This is a genomic window from Aurantimonas sp. A3-2-R12 (genome assembly GCF_036016755.1).
Lineage (GTDB): Bacteria > Pseudomonadota > Alphaproteobacteria > Rhizobiales > Rhizobiaceae > Aurantimonas > Aurantimonas coralicida_A.
Genome location: NZ_JAYXIH010000019.1, coordinates 30900 through 54448 on the forward strand (window position 1 = coordinate 30900; position 23549 = coordinate 54448).

Here is a 23549-nt window from a genome sequence, read left to right on the forward strand (position 1 = left end):
ATGGCGACCCTTTCGCCAGCTCGTTCTTCGCGTCATTAGCGCACGGACGGTCACTGCCCGACACCATCGAACATGGAACCTGCCAACCGGTTTCGCCAGTACCGCCCATCAATCCGGCAACGAAAGGACCGCGACGATCATGCAGTCAGAGACCAAGGCGGAACAGCCGCGCACCATCACCGTCGGCTCCGGGTCGAGCGCCCGCACGATCGCCTTTCGCACCCAGGCGGGTGACGCGCCGGCGCTCGTCTGGCTCGGTGGCTACCGGTCCGACATGCACGGAACCAAGGCCGAGCACCTGGCGCAACTGGCCGAAAAACAGGCGCTCGCCTTTTGCCGGCTGGATTATTCCGGCCATGGCGAGTCCGGCGGGCGGTTCGAGGACGGCACGATCGGCCGCTGGACCGAGGAGGCCGCCGCGGTCATCGACGCCGCGGTCGACGGTCCGGCGATCCTGATCGGCTCTTCGATGGGGGCCTGGATCGCGCTGCGTCTCGTCCAGACGGCGCTGGCGGCCGGAAAGCCAGCCGAGGTCGCCGGGCTTTTGCTGCTGGCGCCGGCACCGGACTTCACTCATCGGCTGATGGAACCGAAGTTGCGCGACGACCAACGCGCGGCCCTTGAGCGCGACGGCTTCATCGCCGAGCCCTCCGACTACTCGCCGGAGCCGAACATCTATACGCGGAAGCTGTTCGAGGATGGCGCCGCAAATCTGGTCATGGAGGGGCTGATCGAAACGCGATGTCCGGTGACAATCATCCAAGGCATGGCGGATCAAGACGTGCCGTTCGCGCACGCGCTCGAACTGGTGACGCATCTGCCGTCGGAGGGCGTCATCGTAACCCTGATCCGTGACGGCGACCATCGTCTGTCGCGGCCGCAGGATCTCGAACTCATCGAGCGCGCCGCCCTCGATCTGGTTACCGCGGCGCGCGACGGCAGCTGACCAAAGGTTCCGTTCCAATCCTTCCGCCACGACTGTTGGCGGGCCGATGTCATATTTTTATCACTTGCGCCGCGGCCCGCCGCGACAATTCCCTTTTATTCCCTCGACTTAGTTGGCTGCGCTGGCGCGCGATTCCGGCCGTCGGCCGCGGGTAAACTCTCGCTATCGACGATGAGCCTTGAGTGGGGCTGGTCATTGAAGCTTCTGCAACCCTCTGAATGTGTTGACAGTTTTCACGATTGCTTCAACCATGAGCCATCTACGCATTTTTCGTACAAAGGGGAGTACGAAATGGGGGCCTTTCGCGCATTTGGCGCCACGGTACTGCTTTGTCTGTCGGTCACTGCCACTTCGGCGCGCTCGGAGCCGCGTGGCGCCTTCATGGGCCTCGGCAATCCCACCACACAACCGATCGGCCATCTGCTCTTCTGTCAGGAATATTCGCGCGAGTGCGAGCCGCCCGCCGCAGGGATCACCGCAGCTCCACTGAAGCTGAGCCGTCCCCTCATCCTGTCGGTGGCTGCCGTGAACACGACCATCAACGCCCGCATCAAAGCCCGTTCCGACTTGGATATCTACGGTGTCGAGGAGCGCTGGGCCTATCCGGCCGTCGAGGGCGACTGCGAGGATTTCGTCCTCTTAAAACGCCGTGTGCTCTCACAGAAAGGCATCGATCTCGCCAACCTGTTGATCACGGTCGTCCTCAGGCCGGACGGCGAAGGCCACGCGGTGCTGACGTTGCGAACGACGCAGGGCGACTTCATCCTCGACAATCTCGAATGGCGTATCCTGGCCTGGGCGGACACGCCCTACAAATATCTCAAACGACAAAGCAGCGCCGATCCCGGCCGCTGGATCGACATTGGGCACGGCGGGGACGTAATCGTCAGCGCCGTCGAGAAATGACCCCGAGGGCGTCAGGCATTGCCAATGAGAACGCCGGCCGCGAAGACCAGCGCTCCGCCCAGGACCACCTGTAGCGCCGCCCGCAGAAAGGGCGTGTCCATATAGCGGTTCTGAATGAAGGCAATTGCCCACAGTTCGAAGAAGACGACGACGAAGGCGATCGCCGTCGCGGTCCAAAAGTCCGAAATCAGATAAGGCAAGGCATGGCCGAGACCGCCGAGCGCGGTCATCACGCCGGAGGCGATGCCGCGGCGCATGGGAGAGCCACGTCCCGACAGCACGCCATCGTCGCTGGCCGCCTCGGTAAAGCCCATGGAGATGCCGGCACCGATTGATGCGGCAAGCCCGATCAGCAGCGTCTGGTGGCTGTCGTGGGTGGCGAAGGCGGCGGCGAAGATCGGTGCGAGCGTCGAGACGGACCCGTCCATCAACCCGGCAAGACCCGGCTGGACATAGGTGAGGATGAACGCCCGCCGCTCGGTCTCGGCCTCCTCCGACCGAACGCCTTCGGTGATCGTCTCATCGACAAGCGTCTGGGCGGTTCGCTCATGCTGTGCTTCGGCGGCGGCGAGATCGCCGAGCAATTGCCGAACGCCCGCGTCCTGACTGCGCTTTGCCGCCTCCCGATAGAAGGTCGCCGCCTGCCGTTCCATGTCAGCGGCCGCCTGACGCGCCCGCTCGATCCCGAGCGGGCGAACCAGCCAATCGGGCTTGCGTTGATAGAAGCCACGAATATCGGAGCGGCGCACCAGCGGGATTCTTTCGCCGAATTTCTCGCGGAACAGCGTGATAAGCCGACGCCGGTGCTCATCCTCCTCCTCCGCCATCGCCTCGAAAATCTTGGCCGACGCCGGATAGTTCTCGCGCAAGCCGTCGGCGAAGGCACCATAGATCCGGCCATCCTCCTCTTCCGCTCCGATGGCGAGTGCAAGAATCTCGGCTTCCGACAGGTCGTCGATGGTTCGGCGGGTGAACGCGGTCATACGGCTCAACATCGGCAACTCTTTCTTTAGAATGATTCCAATCTACTGATTGGTTCTCTCGTTCGCAAGCCGCGCGAGACCTCTGTCCGGCATCCCTATCCGCCTTGGCACCGCAACAGCGGCGAGGCGGCCGGGCAGTGTTCAGCCGACATTCATCATGATTACGAAAATATAAACACTTGAAAGACACGCCCGATTCATCGGCAGGCCCGATACATCGATCGGCCGTGTCAGTAGAAGGATGACCCATGCCTATCGACGACGACCGGCAGCTCGCCGAAGAGGTAGAAGCCGCGCTCAAGGCGCTCGGGATCGCCCGTCTGCGTTCGCGCTCGACAGGCCCCGTACAGCGCTATGTCATGGAATTGAGTGGGACAAAGCTGACCGAGACGCCGTCGCCGGACGCGCAAACACCCCGATCCAAAACCGATTCATCGATGCCCATCGCGCAAGACCAGGTCGGCTCTAGTCGGCGTCTCCTGCCTGCGGATCCGAGGGCACTTCCTCCGTCGCCGGAATGACGTAGCTCCCGCTCAGCCAACGATGCAGGTCGACGGTTTTGCAGCGCGCCGAACAGAACGGGTAGTTTTCGCGCCCCGCGGCACGGCCGCATTCCGGACAGCGCCGCTTGGGCCGGAGCGGCGTGACCGTGGCCGGACCGGGGCTCATGCGTCCTCCGTCGCGACCGTGGCGGCCTTCCACCGTGCATGGATGTCGTAACCCTCACCCGCCAGCAATGCCAGCGTTTCATAGAGCGGCAGGCCGACGACGTTGGTATAGGAGCCGACAAGCCGGACGACAAAGCTGCCCGCGAGCCCCTGGATGGCATAGCTGCCGGCCTTGCCTCGCCACTCGCCGGACGCGATGTAACTGTCAATGTCCTGGCGCGACAGCCGCTTGAAGCGGACCCGGGTCTCGATCAGGCGCTGGCGCAGCGCTCCCCGCGGGCCGATCAGGCAGACGCCGGTATAGACGCGATGGGTTCGCCCGGAGAGCGTCCGCAGATTAGCGACGGCGTCATCGACGAGTTCGCCCTTCGGCATGATCTGACGCCCCACGGAGACCACCGTGTCCGCAGCGACGATGTAGGATGGGCCGTCGATGTCGAGCTCGCGCAGCGCCTTGGCTGCGACTTCGGCCTTCGCCTTCGACAAGCGCTTGGCCAGCGAGCGGGGATGCTCGTTGCGCTGAGGGGTCTCGTCCAGATCGGCCGGCAGCAGGCGATCCGGCTCGATCCCGGCCTGATTGAGAAGTTCGAGCCGCCGGGGCGAACCCGAGGCGAGCACCAGGAGGGGGCGCGCTGACATCAAGTCGTCCGCTCGTCAGGCTATTTGAAACGATAGGTGATGCGACCCTTGGTCAGGTCGTAAGGCGTCATCTCGACGAGCACCTTATCGCCGGTCAGGACGCGAATGCGGTTCTTGCGCATCCGACCCGCCGTGTGGGCGATGATCTCATGCTCGTTTTCCAGCTTGATACGGAAGGTGGCGTTGGGCAGCAACTCGGTGACCGTACCGGGAAATTCGAGAACTTCTTCTTTTGCCATATGGTGTAGAGCCTTGAGCGATGTCGGAGCGGGAAGCGGAAGCTTCGCGGCGAAGGAAAGCCGCCCCGATCGGGCGGCGACGAATTGGAAATTCGCGCCATAAATCGGGGCAAACCGCCGAAAAAGCAATATGCCGCCACGATTTGGCGGCGCCGGTACCGTTCCGTCGGTGGGCGGCGATCCGGATGACGGTCGCGCGGCTCTTCTCCTACGCCGTTTTGGCGGCCGGATCGAGTCCCCGCCGCAGCGTCAGCCGGAAATGCGCTCGATGTCGGCACCGCAAGCGCCGAGCTTTTCCTCAAGCCGCTCGAAACCGCGGTCGAGATGGTAGACCCGACTGACCGTCGTCTCGCCCTCGGCGACAAGGCCGGCGATGACCAACGAGACCGATGCCCGGAGATCCGTCGCCATCACCGGGGCCCCCGCCAGACGCGGCACACCCTCAATCGTCGCGACCTGACCGGACAGGGAAATCTTGGCGCCAAGCCGCGCCAGCTCCTGAACATGCATGAAGCGGTTCTCGAAGATCGTCTCGGTGATATGGGACGTTCCCTCGGCGCGTGTCATCAACGCCATCAGTTGCGCCTGCAGATCGGTCGGAAAGCCCGGATAGGGGTCGGTCACGACATCGACGGGCGCGATCCCGCCGCCATTGCGATAAACACGGATGCCGTCCTCGACCGCATCGATCGTGACGCCGGCGCCACGCAGGGTCCCCAGCGCCGTCTGCAGCAATTCCACATTGGTCCCGGTCAAGGTCACGTCGCCGCCGGTCATCGCCACGGCCATGGCGAAGGTGCCGGTCTCGATGCGGTCGGGCAGCACCCGGTGGCGGGCGCCGGACAGGATCGGCACGCCCTGGATGGTGATCGTCGACGTTCCGGCGCCTTCGATCTTGGCGCCCATGGCGTTGAGACAACGGGCGAGATCGGCGATTTCGGGCTCACGCGCGGCGTTTTCCAAAACCGTCTCGCCCTTGGCGAGACTGGCCGCCATCAGCATGACATGAGTGGCGCCGACCGAGACCTTCGGAAACACGAAGCGATTGCCGACAAGGCCGCCCTTGGCCTCGGCGATGGCGTAGCCGGCCTCGATGTCGATCGTCGCGCCGAGCGCGCGCAAGCCGTCGATGAACAAATCGACCGGCCGCGTGCCGATGGCGCAGCCGCCCGGCAGCGACACCTTGGCTTTGTGCATGCGGGCGAGCAGCGGCCCGATCACCCAGAAGCTGGCGCGCATCTTCGACACCAGCTCGTAGGGCGCCGTGGTATCGACGATGTTGCGGGCGGTGAAGTGGATCGTACGACCAAGGCTGGCGTCCTGCCGCAGGCGCTTGCCGGTCACCGAATAATCGACACCGTGATTGCCGAGAATGCGGATCAGCTGCTCGACATCGGCCAGATGCGGGACGTTTTCGAGCGTCAGCGTGTCGTCGGTCAGAAGCGAGGCGATCATCAGCGGCAGCGCGGCGTTTTTCGCGCCGGAAATCGGTATTGTGCCGCTGAGCTCGTTGCCGCCGCGAATGCGAATGCGATCCATAAAGTCTTTGTCCAGCCTGTGTGCGTCCCCCGCAGGGCGCGTCTGTACACGAGAGGGACCGCCGATTCAAATGACCCTGCCGGGCCTGTTAGGACATTGTTAAGATTTGTGGCGGCACTTTCAGGTCCAACAGTAGTTTTTCGATAATCTCATCGGGGAGGAGTTTTTCGTGAGCGCCAAACGCGTCAATCCGATGCTTTTCATGCTTTCATGCCTGCTGGCCGGAAGCGCATTCATTCTCCCGGCGCTCACACCGCAACCCGCATGGAGCGAAGAGGGAGGCGACGGCGGCGACTCTGGCGGCTCCGATAGCGACTCCGGCGATTCGGGAAGCGACAGCGATTCGGGCGATTCCGATAGCGACTCTGGCAATGATTCCGACAGCGACTCCAATGACGACTCGGACGATAATTCCGCCTCCCACTCAGATGCCAGCGACGATGACGATGACGATGATCACGCGGGGAAGGTCGCGACCGAACGAGCGGCCTTTCTGAGTGCAAGTCCCGGTCAGACCCAGGCCTCCCGAATCGCCGCCGCGCGGTCAGCGTTGCGGTCCTTGGAGACGGCAGTAAAATCCGAAGGGATGACGAGCGTCTCGGCCTCGGAAGAACGGCAGGGGCTGAAGTCTGGATGGCAGTGACAATTCGCGCGTCAAAGGCAGCAATCAGCCTGGCGACAGCGCTGTTGATTGCCGGCTGCACGACGGCAGGCGCAAATCGCTCAGCCGTCATGGCGCTGACAGCGGCGGACCAATCCATCGCCGGGCAAGCGCGGCAGCAACTTTTAGAACGGCAACCCTCCGGTACAAGCCGAAGCTGGAAATCGCGTAGCGGGGCCCAAGGAACGATTACGGTCGTGCGGACCTACCGCGCGCAGGACCGCCGGTGGTGTCGCAAAACTCGGGAAACCGTTGCTCGCGGCAACCGGAAGGATGACTTGTCAGCGATCCTTTGCCGCAATTCCTCCGGTGTGTGGATCCCCTTAGCAACACAGGGGTGACCGCCTGATTGCAAGGGGCGCCAGTCTCGCACCTCACCCCTCCTTTCGTGCCTTAAACTTCATAAACTCCCCGGGCGCGTGGCTATCCATGGCGCCCTCACAGACCTGCAGCCGTTGTCACACGTGAATCGCGTGACCGAGCGCCTTGAAGGCGGCTTCCTGGAAGCCTTCCCCTTGCGTCGGATGGGCGTGGATCGTACCGGCGACATCCTCCAGGCAGGCACCCATTTCCAGCGCCAGCGAGAACGCCGCCGACAGTTCGGAAATGCCAGCACCGACCGCCTGGATACCAAGCACGAGGTGATTGTCGGCGCGCGCGACGATCCGGATGAAGCCGTCGTCACGGTCGAGCGTCATTGCCCGGCCGTTCGCCTGGAAGGGGAAGCTGCCGATCTTGATCTCAGTGCCCAACGCCTTCGCCTGTTCGGGCGACAGGCCGACGGTGACGATTTCAGGGTCGGTGAAGCAGATCGCGGGAATGGCGCGTTTGTCCCAGCTCCGGCGCAAACCGGCGACGATCTCGGCCACCATCTCGCCCTCGGCCATCGCCTTGTGAGCGAGCATCGGCTCGCCGGCGACGTCGCCGATCGCGTAGACGCCGCGCATCGCCGTGCGGCAGGTCTCATCAATCTTGAGGAATGGCCCCTCCATTTCCAGAACCAGTTCCTCGCGGCCCCAGCCCTCGGTCAGCGGCTTGCGGCCGACGGTGACGAGGACGCTGTCGGCGCCGATCCGGCGCTCCGAGCCGTCGGCCAGTTCGACCAGAAGGTCGCCATCCTCGCCGGCAAGCCCCTTCGCCTTGGCGCCGGTCAGGATGTCGACGCCGAGAGCGTCGAGCCGCGCCCGCACCGGCCGCACCAGATCGGCGTCGTAGGTCGGCAGGATGCGGTCCGTCGCCTCGACGATCGTCACCGTCGATCCGGCCTTGGCGAAGGCGGTGCCGAGTTCGAGGCCGATATAACCGCCGCCGACGACGGCGAGTCGTTTGGGTGGCGCGGCAAGACTCAGCGCTTCTTCCGAGGACATCACCTTGCCGCCGAAGGGCAGCATCGGCAGTTCGACGGGAACCGATCCGGTGGCGATGATGATGTTGTCGGCGGCGATGCGCTGAACACTGGTCTCGCTGGTCACCTCGACCGTCTTGCCGTCGAGAAAGCGGGCGCGGCCTGGAACGAGCTTGACCCGCGCCTTCTTGAGGAGGCCGGTGACGCCATTGGTCAATCGGTTGACGATGCCGTCCTTCCAGCCGACCACCTCCGCCCAGTCGAGGTCCGGCTCGGACGCCGAAATGCCGGGAATGCCGCGCTTCGCGGCGGCCTCGCGCATCGCGAAAAATTCGTCCGCCGCGTGGATCAGCGCCTTCGACGGGATGCAGCCGATGTTGAGGCAGGTGCCGCCCGGCTTGCGGTCATCGACGATGACGGTGTCGAGGCCGAGCTGTCCGGCGCGGATCGCGGCGACATAGCCGCCCGGACCGGCGCCGATGACAAGAAGCTGGCAGGAAATGTCGGCCATGGTCAGCGCCCCTCCTCGACGAAGATCATCGCCGGGTTCTCCAACAGCGCCTTGATCCGCTGGACAAAGCGGGCGGCGTCCCAGCCATCGATCACCCGATGGTCGAAGCTCGACGACAGGTTCATCCGTTTGCGGGGAATAAACCGGTTGCCGTCCCAGACCGGCCGGACCTCCATCTTGTTGACGCCGACGATGGCGACCTCCGGATGATTGATCACCGGCGTCGTCGCGATGCCGCCGAGCGCGCCGAGCGAAGTGATGGTGATGGTCGAGCCGGACAGTTCCTCGCGCTTGGCGGAGCCGGCCTTCGCCGCCTCGCCAAGCCGCGCCACTTCCGCGGCGCAGTCCCAGATGTCGCGGGCCTCGGCGTGGCGCACGACCGGCACGACGAGGCCGGCATCGGTCTGCGCGGCGATGCCGATATGCACGCCGCCATGCTGGTGGAGGATGCCCGCCTCGTCGTCATAGAGCGCGTTCAGCGCCGGCTGGTCGCGGATGGCGGTCACCATGGCCCGCATCAGGAACGGCAACAGTGTCAGTTTTGGGCGCCCCTCTCCCTGGCCCTCGTGACGGTCGCGGTTGAGGGCGGCGCGCAGCTCCTCCAGCGCCTCGACGTCGATCTCCTCGACATAGGTGATATGGGCGATGCGGCTTTTCGCCAGCGCCATCTTCTCGGCGATCTTGCGCCGCAGCCCGACGATCCTGACGTCGGTGACCGCCGTATCGGCGACCAGCCCGCGCCCCGCCGATGGCGCAGCACCGCCGTCGAGATAGCCGTCGAGATCGGTCTGCGAGATGCGCCCGGCGGGGCCCGAACCGGCGACGCGGCGCAGATCGACGCCCGCCTCCATGGCGCGGCGCCGCACGGCGGGCGAGGCCAGCGGTTTCTCGCCGGGTTTCCTCGGGAGACCGCCGCCTGCCGCCCCAGGACTTGTCGTCGGGCGCGCAGCCGCCTTTTCAGCGGGTCGGCCGGGGCTCCGGCTTGCCGCCTTGCCGTCGTCAACATCAGATGCACCGGTCTTTGGCGTCGCTGGCGACTCGTCGCCGGTTTTTTCCGTCCCCTCCGACGGGTCTTTGTCGGGTTCGTTGGTCCCGCCCTCCCCGGTAACGTCCAGCTTGACCAGCGCCGAGCCGACGGCGAGCGTATCGCCGACCTCGCCGCCGAGCCACTTGACTGTGCCTTCCACCGGCGAGGGGACGTCGACCGTCGCCTTGTCGGTCATCACCGCAGCGAGGATCATGTCCTCCTGGACCGGATCGCCGATTTTGACATGCCATTCGACGAGTTCGGCCTCGGCGACGCCCTCGCCGACATCCGGCAGCTTGATCGTGTAGGTGCCCACCGTCAGCCCTCCATCACCTGCTTGAGGGCGCCGCCGACCCGCGCCGGACCGGGGAAATAGTCCCACTCCTGCGCGTGCGGATAGGGCGTATCCCAACCGGCGACGCGCAGGATCGGGGCTTCGAGGTGATAGAAGCACGCCTCCTCGACCAGCGCGCAGAGTTCGGCGCCGAAGCCCGAGGTCATGGTCGCCTCGTGGACGACGACGCAACGGCCGGTCTTCTTCACCGACGTCTCGATCAGTTCCAGATCGAGCGGCACGAGAGTCCTCAGATCGATGATCTCGGCGTCCACCTCCGTCATCCGCGCCGCTTCTTCCGCGACATGCACCATGGTGCCGTAGGCCAGAACCGTGACGGCGGCGCCTTCACGACGGACGACGCCCTTGCCGAGCGGCACGATGTAGCGGCCCTCCGGAACCTCGCCCAGCGGGTGCTTCGACCAGGGCGTGATCGGCCTGTCGTGATGGCCGTCGAAGGGACCGTTGTAGAGCCGCTTCGGCTCCAGGAAGATCACCGGGTCGTTGTCCTCGATCGCCGCGATCAACAGCCCCTTGGCATCGTATGGGTTCGAGGGAACGACGGTCTTCAGGCCGGAGACGTGGGTGAACAAGGCCTCCGGCGACTGCGAATGGGTCTGGCCGCCGAAAATGCCGCCGCCGGTCGGCATTCTGACGACGAGCGGGGCGGTGAAGTCGTTGGCCGAGCGATAGCGAAGCCGCGCCGCCTCCGAAACGATCTGGTCGTAGGCGGGATAGACGTAATCGGCGAACTGCATCTCGACGACCGGACGAAGCCCATAGGCGGCCATGCCGATGGCGGTGCCGACGATGCCGCTTTCGTTGATCGGCGCGTCGAAGCAGCGGTTCTTGCCGAAGCGCTCCTGCAACCCCGCCGTACAGCGAAACACGCCGCCGAAATAGCCGACATCCTCGCCATAGACGACAACGCTGGGGTCTTCTTCCATCTTCACCGCGTGAGCGTCGCGGATCGCCTCGATCATGGTCATGCGCGGCATCAGGCGAGACTCCGCGTTGTGCGATGCGAGGCGCCATCCATATCGGCTTCGTCATCCCGGCCCCCGAGCCGGGATCCATGCCAAGCCACGGCAGCCGCCGGGGCGGTGGAGGAAAAGCAATCTCCGATCCAACGATTTTGCCGCGTTGGACGACTTGGAGTGGATCCCGGCTCAAGGCCGGGATGACGAGGTTGGAAGTGCGGCGTCCAATTCTGCAAGGTTTCCATCTTCAATACCCCGCCTGCTGGCGCTGGCGCCGAAGATGTGGCGGCATCGTCTCGTAGACGTCCTCGAACATGTCGCGAACCGACGGCTTCGGGCCGGTATGCAGCGTGCCGTGGGTCTCGGCTTCCTTCTGGGCGGCGAGGATTTCCGCGTCGATCTCGGCCTCGGCCTGGACGTGCCGCTCTTCGCTCCAGGCCTCGCGGGCAATCAGATGGTTCTTCAGCCGCTTGACCGGGTCGCCGAGCGGCCAGGCGTCGGTTTCCTCCTTCGGTCGATAGGCGGAGGGATCGTCTGAGGTCGAGTGGGCGGCGGCGCGATAGGTCACCCATTCGATCAGCGTCGGCCCGAGATTTCTTCGCGCGCGCTCCACCGCCCATTTCGAGGCCGCGTGGACGGCGAGATAGTCGTTGCCGTCGACCCGGAGCGAGGGAATCCCGAAGCCGAGCCCACGGGCCGCGAAGGTGCCGGAGCCGCCCCGCGCGATACCCTGATAGGTCGAGATCGCCCATTGGTTGTTGACGATGTTGAGAACGACCGGCGCCTTGTAGGTCGAGGCGAAGACCAGCGCCGAGTGAAAGTCGCTCTCGGCGGTCGAGCCGTCGCCGATCCAGGCGGCGGCGATCTTGGTGTCGCCCTTGATCGCCGAGGCCATCGCCCAGCCGACGGCCTGCACGAACTGCGTCGCCAGATTGCCGGAGATCGAGAAGAAGCCGTGCTGCTTCGACGAATACATGATCGGCAATTGCCGACCCTTCAGCGGATCGCGGCGGTTGGAATAGATCTGGCACATCATGTCGACGAGCGGATAATCGTCGGCGATCAACAGCCCCTGCTGTCGGTAGGTGGGGAAGTTCATGTCACCGGGGCCGAGCGCCTTGCGGAAAGCGCAGGCGATCGCCTCCTCGCCGAGGCACTGCATGTAGAACGAGGTCTTGCCCTGGCGCTGTGCCATCAGCATGCGGCGGTCGAAGGCGCGCACCCGCATCATCGTCTTGAGGCCGGAGAGAACCGCTTCGTCATCGAGGGTGCCGGCCCATTCGCCGATGGCTTCGCCGTCGCGGTTGAGCACACGGATGATAGAATAGGCGAGGTCGCGGATTTCGGCCGGGTCGACATCGACCGGCGGTCGCCGGACCGCGCCGGCCTTGGCGATCTTGACGCCGGAAAAGTCCGGCGTTCCACCCGGCCGAACCTCCGGTTCCGGCACATGCAGGCTGAGCGGTCGGTCGTCGGCCATAAGCGCATCTCCCTCGCGGCCGAAGAATCAAAGGCCGCGCCCACGATACAATCTAACGGGATTGGATCGGGAGGAAAGCCATGCGGACCGCCGTGGCGGTTATTCAGGCCGGATCAGCACCGCGAGGCTAAACAGCACCAGCGCGACGGCGGCGATTTTCCAGAAGTCGCCACGCTTTTTCAGCCCCGGCAGGCCGAAGGGCTTGATCAGGTGGGCCCCCATCAGAATCACGAACAGCAGAGAAAACAGCTTGGTCATCGCCAGAGCCAGTAGTGCATCCGGCACGCTGGCGCTACCGGACGCGGATGGTCAGATCGAATGCAACGCGCCCGAGGCGACGACCGGCCCGGTCGGAAGGCCGGTGGGCGAACCGCCCTCGGGCTCCATCGAGACCGCCAGCGCGGTCTCCGGAGCGTCGAGTTCGCCGCCCCTGAGCACCACCCGTAGCGGACGTTCCATGGTGATCAGCCCGAGCGATTGTGGTGCCCCACCGCCGGCCGGCAGCAGCCACAATTCCGGCACGCGGCCGGGTTCGGTGGCACCGGCGACCGGAATCAACGTCGCCGTCGCGGTGTTCATGTCGATCACCACCGTGACCAGCGGCGTGCCGGTATCGGAGGCGAGCGTCGCCGTCAGGGTTCCGTCCGTGGCGACGGGCGCGCCGAGGTCTTGCCCCGCGACAAAAATCAAAGCGGCGAGGCTCGCCGCCGCGAGCCCCATCGCGCCGATGCCGAGCCACTGCCAGATCGCTGACACCCGGCGCCCCTTTGGCCCGGAACGCTCGGTCGACCGGCGGGTGATGCGGTCGAGATCGGCGGCGATTCGCGGCCAAATTCCAACCGGCGGCTCCACGGGCGGAACGGCAGCTGCCAATGGCCCGAGGCGCTCGGCCCAGGCGTCGATCTCGGCGGCGAAGGCCGGATCTTTCGCGGCGCGGCGCTCGACCGACCGGCGCGTCGAACCGTCCAGCACGCCGAGCACATACTCGGCGGCCAGATCCGCGTCGTGCCGTTCCTGATCGAGCGACGAACTCATTGCGACAGGCATCCCTTCAACTTCATCAGGCCGCGCCGGATCACGCTTTTCATCGTTCCGAGCGGCACCTCGGCCCGCCGGGCGAGTTCGTCATAGGTCAAGCCACCGAAAAACGCCGCGGCGACCGCGTCCCGCGTCCGCTCGTCGAGTTCGCCGAGACAGGCGGCGAGTTGGCGGCCTTCGTCGGCGCGATGCAGCAATTCCAGCGCATCCGGATTTTTGTCCGCGACGTCCACCGCCTCGTCGACCGATCTGTCATGGGCGCGCGGCCCGATCTGACGCAGCCGGTCGATGGACCGGTTGCGGGCAATCGTCGCCATCCAGGTGATCGGGCTCGCCCGACCGGGGTCGAAGCTGTCCGCCCGATTCCATACGGTCAGATAAACGTCCTGCAACACATCCTCGGCCTCTTCGCGATTGCCCAAGATACGCAAGCATATACCGAAAAGCTTCGCCGAGGTGCGATCGTAGACCTCGCGCAAGGCCGCCTTGTCGCCATCGGCGACGGCGCGCAGCCTGTCCACGAGAAAGGCCCGGCCCTCGTCCGCGCTCACCGTGGTCATCTCGCCCGACTATCCGTTCGCTCGCCGATCATGCGACACAGCGGAACAACGTCGCCGCCGCATTGTCAACGCGCCGCGGGTGCGACATTCCGGCAGACGGGTCGCCCGTCAGTACGGCGACTCGGTGACGCCCATTTCGACATATACCGACTTCACCTGGCTGTAATGCTCCAGTGCCGCCCGCCCATTCTCGCGGCCAAGGCCGGAGCGCTTGACGCCGCCGAAGGGCATTTCCACCGGCGTCAGATTGTAGGCGTTGATCCAGCAGGTGCCGGCCTGGAGCTTCGCCACCACCCGATGTCCGCGCTGGATGTCCTTGGTGTAGACGCCGGCAGCCAGGCCAAATTCCGTGGCGTTGGCGCGCCGGATCGCCTCGGCCTCGTCGTCGAAGTCGAGAACGCACATCACCGGCCCGAAGATCTCCTCGCCGGCGATGCGCATGGCGTCGGCAACATCGGTGAAGACCGTCGGCTCGACGAAGCTGCCGTCGGCAAAGCCCTCGACCTGTGCCGCGTGGCCGCCGCAGGCAAGCGTCGCGCCCTCTTGCCGGCCGATCTCCAGATAGGACAGCACCTTGTCGAACTGGGCCCTGGAGACCAGCGGCCCGAGATCGGTATCCTCCTTCATCGGATCGCCGAGCTTGATCGCCTTCACGCGCTCGACCAGCTTTTCGACAAAGGCCGGCCGCACGGAGCCCTGGACGAAGACCCGGGTACCGTTGGAGCAGATCTGGCCGGTGGAATAGAAATTGCCGAGGATCGCGCCGGAGACCGCGGCGTCGAGATCGGCGTCGGCGAAGACCAGGATCGGCGATTTGCCGCCGAGTTCGAGCGTCACGTGCTTGGTCGTCGCTGAGGCGGCTTCCATCACCCGCGCGCCGGTCGGCACCGAGCCGGTGACCGAGACCTTGGCGATCTTCTTGTGGCTTGCGAGCGCGGCCCCGACGGCGCCCAACCCTTGCACGACGTTGAAGACGCCGGCCGGCACGCCCGCCTCGGTCAGGATCTCGGCGAGTTTCAGGGCGGAGAGCGGCGTTACCTCAGACGGCTTGAAGATCATCGCGTTGCCGCAGGCGAGCGCCGGGGCGGCCTTCCAAGAGGCGATCTGGATCGGGTAGTTCCAGGCGCCGATGCCGGCGCAGATGCCCAGCGGTTCGCGCCGGGTATAGGCGAAGGAGCCACCGAGATCGATGTATTCGCCGTTGATGTCGGCGGCGAGCGCGCCGAAATATTCGAGGCAGTCGGCACCGGAGGCGGCGTCCGCCACCAGCGTCTCGGAGAGCGCCTTGCCGGTGTCGAGGGTCTCCAGTTCGGAAAGCTCGCGGTTGCGATCGCGCATGATGCCGGCCGCCCGGCGCAGGATGCGGCCGCGCTCGGCGCCGGTCATCGCCGCCCAGACCGCCTGCCCCCGCTCGGCCGCCTCAACCGCCCGCTCGATCAGCGCGGGCGTTGCGGCATGCAGCCGGGCGATGGTCTCGCCGGTCGCGGAATAGGTGCTGTCGAAGACCGCGCCGGCCTCGTCCTCGGCATAGCCGCCGTCGATATAGTGGGAAGCGGTTGGCTGGGCGCGCATGGGCTGTGTCCTCTTCGTTGGTTGAACGGGTTCTAGCGGGCCGGACCCGGTTCGGCCGCTGCGGAAGGGGCGCTGGGACGAAACGCCAACTGACCGTGAACCACAGCCGGTCGCCGGCGACGAAACTCGCAAAGGCGGATGCCACTCTGACTGAGTGGTAGAATTCCTTTAGGGAATATGACAGAATGTCAGCGAAGCTTGGAGGCGCGACGATGCTAATCCGACTAGCGCTTATATACTTTTTATTTCTACCCCTGCTTTTGCCGTGGCGAAAACAACTTGCTTTGTCAGCCACCGCCCGCTTCTCTTAATTCGGAAGCACCGACCGAGGGGCGAAAATCGACAAAACCCCCTTCTGCCGACGCCGAGCAAGAATATCTCGCCACAGTCTCCCAAGCACCCCGCGAGACCAAGGAGGTCTTACCATGATCTGCAAACTTCTCGCTACCACCGCTCTCGCGACCGTTATCGCGACTGGCGCCTATGTGCGGGATGCCTTGAAATCCGACCAGGCGAAGATGCCGGAAGCTTCCGCGACGACCGAGACATCGATGCCGGTGGCTTCCAGACCTGACGCCAGCGCGCAGACGCAGCAGACTGCCGAGGCAGGCAGCCATCTTCAGAATCTCTCGGCCGATCAGTATCTGGTGTCCGACCTCTACGGCGCGTCGCTCTATGCAAGCGAAGCCGAGGACGCCGAGACCGTCGGCGAAATCCAGAATTTTCTGCTCAGCAATGATGGCACCATCGTCGCGGCCATCGTCGACGCGAATGTCGGCGACGAATCCAGGACGCTCGCCATCCCGTTCGACCAGATCACCTGGACGATGGGCAAGGACAACGAGCCCCGTGCGGTGTTGAGCCTGGGCGCCGAACAGATGACCAAGGCTCCAGCTTTCACCACGCCTGAGGAGCAGCAGACGGAGGCTTCAGCCGAAGGCAACGTCGCGGCACCAGCCGGTGAGGCGACGCCCGAGACCGCCGCGGCATCTGCGGCAGGCGTGGAATTCCCGACCAGGGTTGGTCCGGATCAGTATCTCTCGAAGGACATCATCGGCGCCGAAGTCTATTCGGGTCCGGGCGAGGACGCCGAGGAAATCGGCGAAATCTACGACCTAGTTCTGGCGTCGTCGGGTAAGATCGACGCTGGCGTGATCGGCGTCGGTGGGTTCCTCGGAATCGGTGAGAAAGACGTCGCCGTTCCCTTCGATCAGTTCCAGCTGACCCGAGAAGCCGACCACAAGGACGGCGTCCGCCTAACGCTCGCCGCGTCGAAGGAACAGTTGGAGAAGTCGACGTCCTTCGACGCCGAGCGTCCGGGGCAGATGGCCGCCACGGAAACCGGCGCGGTTGAGGCGACGGCGGAAACCCAGCAGGCGGCAAACGTCGAGGCCTCCACCGAGAAGTCGGCGGAGGCCACCATTTCCATACTCGCCACTCGAACCTTTGTCGGCCCCCACGACGTGCCGCCCACGGCAACAGCCGCGTACGGCATCGTAGCGTTTCCCAACCTTGCCATGCCGACGACGCGAGCCCGTTATTTGGCGGTTTGCCATGCCTATTGGGCAGCGATGCAGGAAAGCTCCGGCGCGACGGCACCGGTACGAGAGCAAATGGTAACGGTTTGGCCTGTCCAGTCCGAGCGCATAGCCGAGGAGATTATCTCGGATAACGATATGCTCGGGGGATGTCAGAGCGCGGTCGATCGCTACGATCTTGGCACAGGCCAGTTGGCCATTCGGCATGCGAACGTGGGCCGTCAGCCGGCATTGCGGGGAATCGGTCCCTACCTTCTCGCATGGTCGCCCTCGTCCGCGAAGGGGGATGCGGGCGTACCTATCCTGTTGTTAGACCTGTCGGGCGCAACGAATGAGACGCAGTTCCTAGACTACTTTACGACATGGAAGAATCAGATTGAGCTTCGTCCAGAGCTATGGGACGAAAATGATGGCTGGTGGCTTGAAGAGATAAGGCGCCGTTTCAGCGAATTTTCCGATGAAACGGGAGGCCCGTTCATAACCTTTTGGATGGGTGGGTCAAAATGAGCGAACTTCCGAGCTGGCTCGTCAAGACACAGCCTATCCCCCTGCTGCTTGGGCTGGCGGCGATGTGGTGGGTGGCGCCTACTACTGCCGCAGGCAAGGCTTTCGTCGTCATAACGGTCGTGCTCGCCTGCAACGCCGTTATCCAACTGTATCGCTGGTGGCGGCCGTCGCCAAAAGAGGTGAAGCCGACGGATCAAGACACGGCAGCGCCTTAACGGAATAACGGCATATTCGCGAAGGGACATGATCATGACCACCGACCTCGCCGAACGCACCAGAGAGCGCATCAGCATCGAGCCGGCCACGGGGCCGGTGACCGTCACCTTCCACGGCGCCGTCATCGCCTCGGCCGACAACGCATTGGTGTTGAAGGAAACGGGCTACGACCCCGTCCACTACATTCCCAAGGACCGGGTGGAGATGGCCTTCCTGCATCCGACCGACCGCAGCACGACTTGCCCGTTCAAGGGCGAGGCGCGCTACTGGTCGATCTCGGCCGAGGGCACAGCCGCCGAAAATGCGGTCTGGTCATACGATAATCCCCATGACGGCGTCAGAGACATCGCCGGCCATGTTGCCTTCGACAAACGCTTCGTGACCATCAACGCGGCGTGATCAGCGATCGTTGTGGCCGAGGTCGCGCGCCGGGTCGAGCCGGTTGCGCACGCGCTGCTTGAGGATTTTCGCCTCGGGAAACCCGCCGTCGGCCTTGCGCTCCCAGATCGTCGCGCCGTCGTAGCGGATTTCGAAGACGCCGCCCGTGCCCGGAACCAAGGCCACCTCACCAAGGTCTGACCCGAAGGTCGACAGAAGCTCCTGCGCCATCCAGGCGGCGCGGAGCAGCCATTGGCATTGCGTGCAATAGATGATGGTTATTCGCGGGGCGGTGTTCGTCTCGCTCATCGCTTCCTGGTTTCCCTCACGCCCGGCAGTGGACCATCGCATGTTAACGCCCCTTTGGTACCGACCGGTCCACACTATCGCTCCCCGAGACTAGACCGACGGCCCTGATGCTTCGAACGCTCCTTCCAGCCACCGACACGCATGGCCGAAGCCTCCGGACCCGTGTCACCCGGGCGCGGGTGAGGCTACGCCGGCTTTATCACGGCCATACGCGCAAGGCGCTGCGGTTCCAGATGGCGGTCCTGGTCGTCGATCTGGCCATCATCGCCCTGTTCATCGCCAGTCCGGTGCTGCGCGAGACGCCGGCGTTTCTCACGATCGACTTTACCGTCGCCGCGATCCTGGCGCTCGATATCGCCGGCCGCGGTTTTGCCGCGCGCGAGCCATTGCGGTGGCTGCGCCAGCCCTTCGTGCTGCTGGACCTGGTCATCCTGGCGACGCTGCTGATGCCGTTCTGGCTGATCAATTTCGGCTTCCTGCGCATCATCCGCCTGTGGTCGATCTCGCAGAGCGGCGTTCTGTGGCGGCCGCTGCGGCGGCACGGCTACCAAGAATGGGAGATCCCGGCCCGCGCCGTCGTCAATCTCATCACCTTCCTGTTTCTGGCGACCGGCTTCGTCTACACGACCTTCTTCCGCAAGGGCTCGGGCATCGAAGGTTATCTCGACGCCCTCTACTTCACCGTCGCGTCGGTGACGACCACCGGCTATGGCGACATTACCCTTGCCGGATCGTGGGGCAAGCTCACGTCGATCGTCATCATGATCATCGGCATCTCGCTGTTCGTGCGGCTCGCCCAGGCGGTGTTCCGGCCGAACAAGGTGCATTTCCCCTGTCCGCAATGCGGCTTGCAGCGCCACGAACCCGACGCCGTCCACTGCAAGGCCTGCGGTTACGCCCTGAAAATCCCCGACCACGAGCGGTAGGCGGCTGCTTCGAACGCATCGCCGATCCTCTCGGTACTGTGTCGCGGGTTTGCGCCGTCATTGTGATGTTACAAATATCGTTGTATTATTGCAGAATGGATGATGACAACGCTGTCGCGGCGCTCGCGGCGCTCGCTCATATCGATCGCCTTTCGGCCTTCCGGCTGCTGGTTAAGACGGGTTCGAATGGCCTAGCCTCCGGCGAGATTGCCGATCGACTGGCGATTCCGCCGACCCGCATGAGCTTTCATTTGACGGCGCTGGAGCGCTCCGGCCTTGTCCGCTCCCGGCGGGTCGGCCGGCACATCTTTTATGCCGCGAACTACGGCGCCATGCGCGAGCTGCTGGCATTTCTGACGGAGGACTGCTGCGGCGGCCGTCCGGAAATCTGCGGCGACCTCAGCGCGCTTCTGGGCGCATGTTCGAAGGAGGTCTGCCAATGACGCCCGACGCGCCGTTTAACGTTCTGTTCCTATATACCGGGAACTCGGCCCGATCGGTTCTGGCCGAGAGCATTATGAACTGCACTCATGGCGATCGCTTTCGCGCCTATTCCGCCGGCAGCGATCCACGCGGCGAAGTGCATCCAAAAACAATTGAACTGCTCCGCCGGTTGAATTTTCCAACCGAAGGCCTGCGATCGAAATCCTGGGACGAATTTGCCACGGGCGGGAAAACCGCCGTGCCGCTCGACTTCATCATCACCGTCTGCGACGACGCGGCCGGCGAGACCTGTCCGGTTTGGCCGGGGCATCCGATCACCGCGCATTGGGGCATCGAGGACCCGGCGGCGGAGAAACGCGGCGAAATGTGGGAGCGCGCCGCCTTTCTGCGAGCGTTCCATCATCTGCGCAATCGCATCTCCGTCTTCGCGGCGTTGCCGGTCGATAAGCTCGAGCGAACCAGCCTGACCGCCGAAATCCGCGCCATTGGCCGCCTGGACGATACGACCGCGTCCGTTCCCAAGGCAGCAGGGACCTCATGACTGTCACGATCTACCACAATCCCGACTGCGGCACCTCGCGCAACACCCTCGCCATGATCCGGCAGTCCGGCGAGGAACCCCGGATCATCGAATATCTGAAGGCCCCGCCCAGCCGCGAGACGCTGATCGCGCTTCTCGACCGGATGAAGATGACGCCGCGCGAGCTCCTGCGCGAGAAGGGGACCCCCTATGCCGAACTCGGGCTCGACGACCCGAAACTGCCGGACGAGGAAATCCTGGCGGCGATGATGGCGCATCCGATCCTGATCAACCGGCCGATCGTCGTTACGGACAAGGGCGCGCGGCTGTGCCGGCCGTCCGAGGCGGTGTTGGAGGTCCTGCCGGCCCCGGAGATCGGACCGTTCACCAAGGAGGACGGCGAAGTGGTCACCGCGGGCGGTGGCCGGTTCGACGACGGATGAGAAGACAGCGGCATTCGATCTGATCTTCTCTCCTCGTCCGGATAACGCCCGTGCTCGCCTTCGCGATCTTCCTCGCCACCCTCGTCCTCGTCATCTGGCAGCCGAAGGGTCTCGGCATCGGCTGGAGCGCGCTCGGCGGCGCGGCCGTGGCGCTCGCCGCAGGCGTCGTCGACCTCACCGACCTCGGCGTGGTCTGGGGCATCGTCTGGGACGCGACCTTCACCTTCGTCGGGCTGATTGTCATCTCGCTGGTCCTCGACGAGGCGGGCTTCTTTCACTGGGCGGCGCTGCATGTCGCGCGATGGGGTGGTGGCAACGGCCGGCGGCTGTTCCCACTCGTCGTCCTGCTCGGCGCGGTCATCGCGGCCTTCTTCGCCAATGACGGCGCGGCGCTGCTCCTCACCCCGATCGTTCTCGCGATCCTGCTGCGACTGGACTTTCGACCCGAGGCGGCGCTTGCCTTCATCGTGGCGACGGGGTTCGTGGCGGACACGACCAGCCTGCCGCTGATTATCTCCAATCTCGTGAACATCGTCTCAGCGAACTATTTCGACATCAGCTTCAACCGCTACGCGGCGGTGATGGTGCCGGTGGACCTCGTCGCCCTGGCCGCGACACTCGCAGTCCTCTGGACCTATTACGGCCGATCGGTCCCCGCATCCTACCCGGCGGAGGAACTGGAGGAGCCGCGTTCGGCAATTCGTGATCCGCTGGTCTTCAGGGCGGCATTTCCGCTGCTGGGGGTGCTTCTCGTCGCCTATTTCGCCACCGGCCCCTTCGACGTGCCGATCGCCTTCGTCACCGGCGCGGCGGCGTCCCTGCTCCTGGCCATCGCCGGCCGCTGGATCGGCAGGGGCGAGGCCGTGGTTCCGATCGGCCGGGTCCTCCGCAACGCGCCCTGGCAGATCGTCCTGTTCTCGGTCGGCATGTATCTCGTGGTCTACGGCCTCGGCAATGCGGGCCTGACCGAGCTGGCAGCCGATGTCCTCGTCTGGCTGAGCCGGCAGGGGATCGTCATCGCCACCGTGGGAACCGGCTTCGCCGCCGCGATCCTGGCCTCAATCATGAACAATATGCCGGCGACGCTGGTGGGCGCCCTGGCGATCGACCAGGCGAACGTTTCGCCGCTGACGCAGGAGCTGATGGTCTATGCCAACGTCATCGGCAACGATCTAGGGCCGAAATTCACCCCGATCGGCAGCCTCGCCACGCTGCTCTGGCTGCATGTCCTGGCTGCCAAGGGACATCGCATCACCTGGGGCCAGTACATGAAGGTCGGACTGGTGATCACGCCGCCGGTCCTGCTGGCGACGCTGCTTGCGCTGGTCGTCTGGCTCCCGCTTCTCGGCAGCAGCCAGACCGGATCAGACAGCGGGCCATTTGTGATGGAAGACGCCCTCCTTATCGAGCCGGCGGAAGGTGTGCGCCCCGAACAGGTCGCGCTGGGCCTGGGTCAGATTGGTCGTGCCCCGCGCCCGACGGTAGTCGTCGAAATAGGCCAGCGCCGCCGACAGGGCTGGCACCGGGATGCCGGCGAGAGCCGCCTTGGCGACGATGCGGCGCAGCGACGCCTCACCCGCCGCGACGCGGGTGACGAAGTCCGGCGCCTGCAGCAGATTGACCACGATCCCGGCGTCATAAGTCTTGGCGATATCGTCGAGAAAGCGCGAGCGGATGATGCAGCCGGCGCGCCAGATGCGGGCAATCTCGCCGAGCGGCAGGCTCCAGCCATATTCCTCTGAGGCCGCCGCCATTGTCGCATAGCCCTGAGCGTAGGCGATGATCTTGGCCGTTTCCAGCGCTTGTTCGAGTTCGGCGATGGGCTCGGCCGCGCCGCCGAATTCGACGTCGTCAATCTCGAGATCCCGATAGAGCGCGGAGGCCGTTTCGCGTTCGCTGCGCCGGGACGACACACCGCGCGCTGAAACCGCCGCCTCGATCGTCGTGGCGCCGACGCCGAGCTTTTGCGCCTCGATCACCGCCCAGCGCCCGGTGCCCTTCTGCCCCGCCTCGTCGACGATCACATCGACCATCGGCTGGTTGGTTTCCGGGTCGGACTCGGCGAGCGTCACGGCTGTGATCTCGATGAGGTAAGAGGCAAGGCCGCGGGTGTTCCAGTCGGCGAAGATTTTCGCCATCTCGGCTGGCTTCAGGCCGATGCCGTCGCGCATGATGCCGTAGATTTCGGCGATCATCTGCATGTCGGCATATTCGATACCGTTGTGGATGGTCTTGACGAAATGCCCGGCGCCGTCCGGCCCGAGCCAGGCGACGCAGGGCTCGCCCTCGTATTTTGCCGCGATCTTTTCCAGGATCGGCTCGAGCAGCGGATAGGTCTTTCTCGCGCCGCCGACCATGATGGAGGGCCCGTGTCGCGCGCCGAGTTCGCCGCCGGAGACGCCCATGCCGACGAAATGCAGGCCGGTTTCCTCCACGGCGGCCGAGCGGCGGACCGTGTCGTTGAAGTCGGCATTGCCGGCGTCGATCATCACGTCGCCGGGCGACAGCAGTGGCATGACCCGCTGCATCTCATCGTCGACGGGTTTGCCGGCGGTGACCATGAACAGCACCAGTCGCGGGCTCTTCAGGGCGGCGACGAAGTCTTCCAGCGTTTCCGTCGGCAGGATGTTTTTGCCGAGATCGGGATTGTCGTCGCGAAGCGCGAGGGCTTTCGCCGTGGTCCGGTTGTGGACCGCGACCGTAAAGCCCTTTTCGGCGATGTTGAGGGCGAGATTGGCGCCCATCGTGCCGAGCCCCAGAACGCCGATATCGGCCTGGCCGTCGTTCATCCCGTCCTCCTCCGCCTCGTCGGACCAAAACCCTTAAGCGCGGTCGCGCGC

At 64.8% G+C, this 23549-nt stretch carries 26 protein-coding genes and 1 pseudogene; 12 read left to right on the plus strand and 15 right to left on the minus strand.

The annotated features are described in order from the left end of the window. The first annotated feature begins 139 nt into the window (after positions 1–139). Together VSX60_RS11595 and VSX60_RS11600 are read left to right on the plus strand one after the other, a co-directional pair. Positions 140–946, plus strand: coding sequence for an alpha/beta hydrolase (locus VSX60_RS11595; protein WP_327624343.1), 807 nt, complete (start codon positions 140–142; stop codon positions 944–946). Between the two features lie 195 nt (positions 947–1141). Further along, the gene (locus tag VSX60_RS11600; protein ID WP_327624344.1) at positions 1142–1852 is read left to right on the plus strand and encodes a transglutaminase-like cysteine peptidase; all 711 of its coding nucleotides are present in this window, start codon (positions 1142–1144) and stop codon (positions 1850–1852) included. An 11-nt stretch (positions 1853–1863) separates the two neighbouring features. Here VSX60_RS11600 and mbfA read toward each other — a convergent pair whose 3' ends face one another. Further along, positions 1864–2847 (minus strand): iron exporter MbfA, encoded by a 984-nt coding sequence (gene mbfA, locus VSX60_RS11605; protein WP_327624345.1) that lies wholly within the window; start codon positions 2845–2847, stop codon positions 1864–1866. Between the two features lie 236 nt (positions 2848–3083). On the opposite strand from mbfA, the gene VSX60_RS11610 reads away from it, so the two are divergent. After that, complete coding sequence (locus VSX60_RS11610; RefSeq protein WP_327624409.1) at positions 3084–3356, plus strand: hypothetical protein; 273 nt, start codon at positions 3084–3086, stop codon at positions 3354–3356. Here the strand turns inward: VSX60_RS11610 and yacG are convergent. The 4 genes from yacG to murA form a co-directional block, all read right to left on the minus strand. Further along, the gene (gene yacG, locus VSX60_RS11615) at positions 3301–3504 is read right to left on the minus strand and encodes a DNA gyrase inhibitor YacG (protein ID WP_327624346.1); all 204 of its coding nucleotides are present in this window, start codon (positions 3502–3504) and stop codon (positions 3301–3303) included. The two genes, VSX60_RS11610 and yacG, sit on opposite strands and share 56 nt — an antisense overlap. Then, positions 3501–4142: a Maf-like protein gene (locus tag VSX60_RS11620; protein ID WP_327624347.1), complete on the minus strand. Its 642-nt coding sequence runs from the start codon at positions 4140–4142 to the stop codon at positions 3501–3503. The genes yacG and VSX60_RS11620 overlap by 4 nt, the downstream gene beginning before the upstream one ends. 20 nt (positions 4143–4162) lie before the next feature. Further along, complete coding sequence (infA, locus tag VSX60_RS11625) at positions 4163–4381, minus strand: translation initiation factor IF-1 (RefSeq protein WP_024349579.1); 219 nt, start codon at positions 4379–4381, stop codon at positions 4163–4165. 249 nt (positions 4382–4630) lie between these two features. Next, positions 4631–5920, minus strand: coding sequence for a UDP-N-acetylglucosamine 1-carboxyvinyltransferase (gene murA, locus VSX60_RS11630; protein WP_327624348.1), 1290 nt, complete (start codon positions 5918–5920; stop codon positions 4631–4633). A 169-nt stretch (positions 5921–6089) separates the two neighbouring features. Here murA and VSX60_RS11635 point away from each other — a divergent pair, with 169 nt between their 5' ends. Further along, the gene (locus VSX60_RS11635) at positions 6090–6563 is read left to right on the plus strand and encodes a hypothetical protein (RefSeq protein ID WP_327624349.1); all 474 of its coding nucleotides are present in this window, start codon (positions 6090–6092) and stop codon (positions 6561–6563) included. A 476-nt stretch (positions 6564–7039) separates the two neighbouring features. On the opposite strand, the gene lpdA is transcribed toward VSX60_RS11635, so the two are convergent. The 8 genes from lpdA to betB all read right to left on the minus strand — a co-directional run bounded on the left by lpdA (position 7040) and on the right by betB (position 15428). Then, positions 7040–8437 (minus strand): dihydrolipoyl dehydrogenase, encoded by a 1398-nt coding sequence (lpdA, locus tag VSX60_RS11640; protein ID WP_327624350.1) that lies wholly within the window; start codon positions 8435–8437, stop codon positions 7040–7042. Positions 8438–8439: 2 nt separating this feature from the next. Next, positions 8440–9780, minus strand: coding sequence for a dihydrolipoamide acetyltransferase family protein (locus VSX60_RS11645; protein ID WP_327624351.1), 1341 nt, complete (start codon positions 9778–9780; stop codon positions 8440–8442). 2 nt (positions 9781–9782) lie between these two features. Further along, positions 9783–10796, minus strand: coding sequence for an alpha-ketoacid dehydrogenase subunit beta (locus VSX60_RS11650; protein WP_327624352.1), 1014 nt, complete (start codon positions 10794–10796; stop codon positions 9783–9785). 229 nt (positions 10797–11025) lie between these two features. Then, complete coding sequence (locus VSX60_RS11655) at positions 11026–12258, minus strand: 3-methyl-2-oxobutanoate dehydrogenase (2-methylpropanoyl-transferring) subunit alpha (RefSeq protein ID WP_327624353.1); 1233 nt, start codon at positions 12256–12258, stop codon at positions 11026–11028. A 99-nt stretch (positions 12259–12357) separates the two neighbouring features. Further along, positions 12358–12516, minus strand: coding sequence for a hypothetical protein (locus tag VSX60_RS11660; protein ID WP_327624354.1), 159 nt, complete (start codon positions 12514–12516; stop codon positions 12358–12360). Positions 12517–12567: 51 nt separating this feature from the next. Further along, a complete protein-coding gene (locus VSX60_RS11665; protein WP_327624355.1) occupies positions 12568–13293 on the minus strand; it encodes an anti-sigma factor in 726 nt (241 codons plus the stop codon). Continuing rightward, entirely contained in the window at positions 13290–13856 is a 567-nt protein-coding gene (locus VSX60_RS11670) for a sigma-70 family RNA polymerase sigma factor (protein ID WP_327624356.1), read from the minus strand. Before VSX60_RS11670 ends, VSX60_RS11665 begins: the two co-directional genes overlap by 4 nt. A gap of 108 nt (positions 13857–13964) precedes the next feature. Next, on the minus strand, positions 13965–15428 hold the full coding sequence (betB, locus tag VSX60_RS11675; protein ID WP_327624357.1) for a betaine-aldehyde dehydrogenase: 1464 nt from the start codon (positions 15426–15428) through the stop codon (positions 13965–13967). A 497-nt stretch (positions 15429–15925) separates the two neighbouring features. Between betB and VSX60_RS11680 the strand changes: the two genes are divergently transcribed. Genes VSX60_RS11680 through VSX60_RS11690 form a run of 3 tightly spaced genes read left to right on the plus strand, consistent with a single transcriptional unit; the run spans position 15926 to position 18088 of the window. Then, the gene (locus tag VSX60_RS11680; protein WP_327624358.1) at positions 15926–17473 is read left to right on the plus strand and encodes a PRC-barrel domain-containing protein; all 1548 of its coding nucleotides are present in this window, start codon (positions 15926–15928) and stop codon (positions 17471–17473) included. Further along, entirely contained in the window at positions 17470–17688 is a 219-nt protein-coding gene (locus tag VSX60_RS11685) for a hypothetical protein (protein ID WP_327624360.1), read from the plus strand. The genes VSX60_RS11680 and VSX60_RS11685 overlap by 4 nt, the downstream gene beginning before the upstream one ends. Positions 17689–17722: 34 nt before the next feature. Further along, on the plus strand, positions 17723–18088 hold the full coding sequence (locus VSX60_RS11690) for a DUF427 domain-containing protein (RefSeq protein WP_327624361.1): 366 nt from the start codon (positions 17723–17725) through the stop codon (positions 18086–18088). Here VSX60_RS11690 and VSX60_RS11695 read toward each other — a convergent pair whose 3' ends face one another. Next, positions 18089–18376 carry a SelT/SelW/SelH family protein gene (locus VSX60_RS11695; protein WP_327624362.1) on the minus strand — a complete coding sequence of 96 codons (288 nt, stop codon included), beginning with the start codon at positions 18374–18376 and terminating at the stop codon, positions 18089–18091. 107 nt (positions 18377–18483) lie between these two features. Between VSX60_RS11695 and VSX60_RS11700 the strand changes: the two genes are divergently transcribed. From VSX60_RS11700 to VSX60_RS11720, 5 genes and pseudogenes are all read left to right on the plus strand, one after another. Beyond that, the gene (locus tag VSX60_RS11700) at positions 18484–19302 is read left to right on the plus strand and encodes a potassium channel family protein (protein WP_327624363.1); all 819 of its coding nucleotides are present in this window, start codon (positions 18484–18486) and stop codon (positions 19300–19302) included. A gap of 95 nt (positions 19303–19397) precedes the next feature. Then, positions 19398–19745: an ArsR/SmtB family transcription factor gene (locus VSX60_RS11705; protein WP_327624364.1), complete on the plus strand. Its 348-nt coding sequence runs from the start codon at positions 19398–19400 to the stop codon at positions 19743–19745. After that, a complete protein-coding gene (locus VSX60_RS11710; protein WP_327624365.1) occupies positions 19742–20287 on the plus strand; it encodes an arsenate reductase ArsC in 546 nt (181 codons plus the stop codon). Before VSX60_RS11705 ends, VSX60_RS11710 begins: the two co-directional genes overlap by 4 nt. After that, complete coding sequence (gene arsC, locus VSX60_RS11715) at positions 20284–20709, plus strand: arsenate reductase (glutaredoxin) (RefSeq protein ID WP_327624366.1); 426 nt, start codon at positions 20284–20286, stop codon at positions 20707–20709. The genes VSX60_RS11710 and arsC overlap by 4 nt, the downstream gene beginning before the upstream one ends. A gap of 50 nt (positions 20710–20759) precedes the next feature. Beyond that, positions 20760–22061, plus strand: a pseudogene (locus VSX60_RS11720) (arsenic transporter); the annotation flags it as partial. Between the two features lie 12 nt (positions 22062–22073). Here the strand turns inward: VSX60_RS11720 and gndA are convergent. Beyond that, entirely contained in the window at positions 22074–23498 is a 1425-nt protein-coding gene (gene gndA / locus VSX60_RS11725) for an NADP-dependent phosphogluconate dehydrogenase (RefSeq protein WP_327624367.1), read from the minus strand. Positions 23499–23549 lie beyond the last annotated feature (51 nt).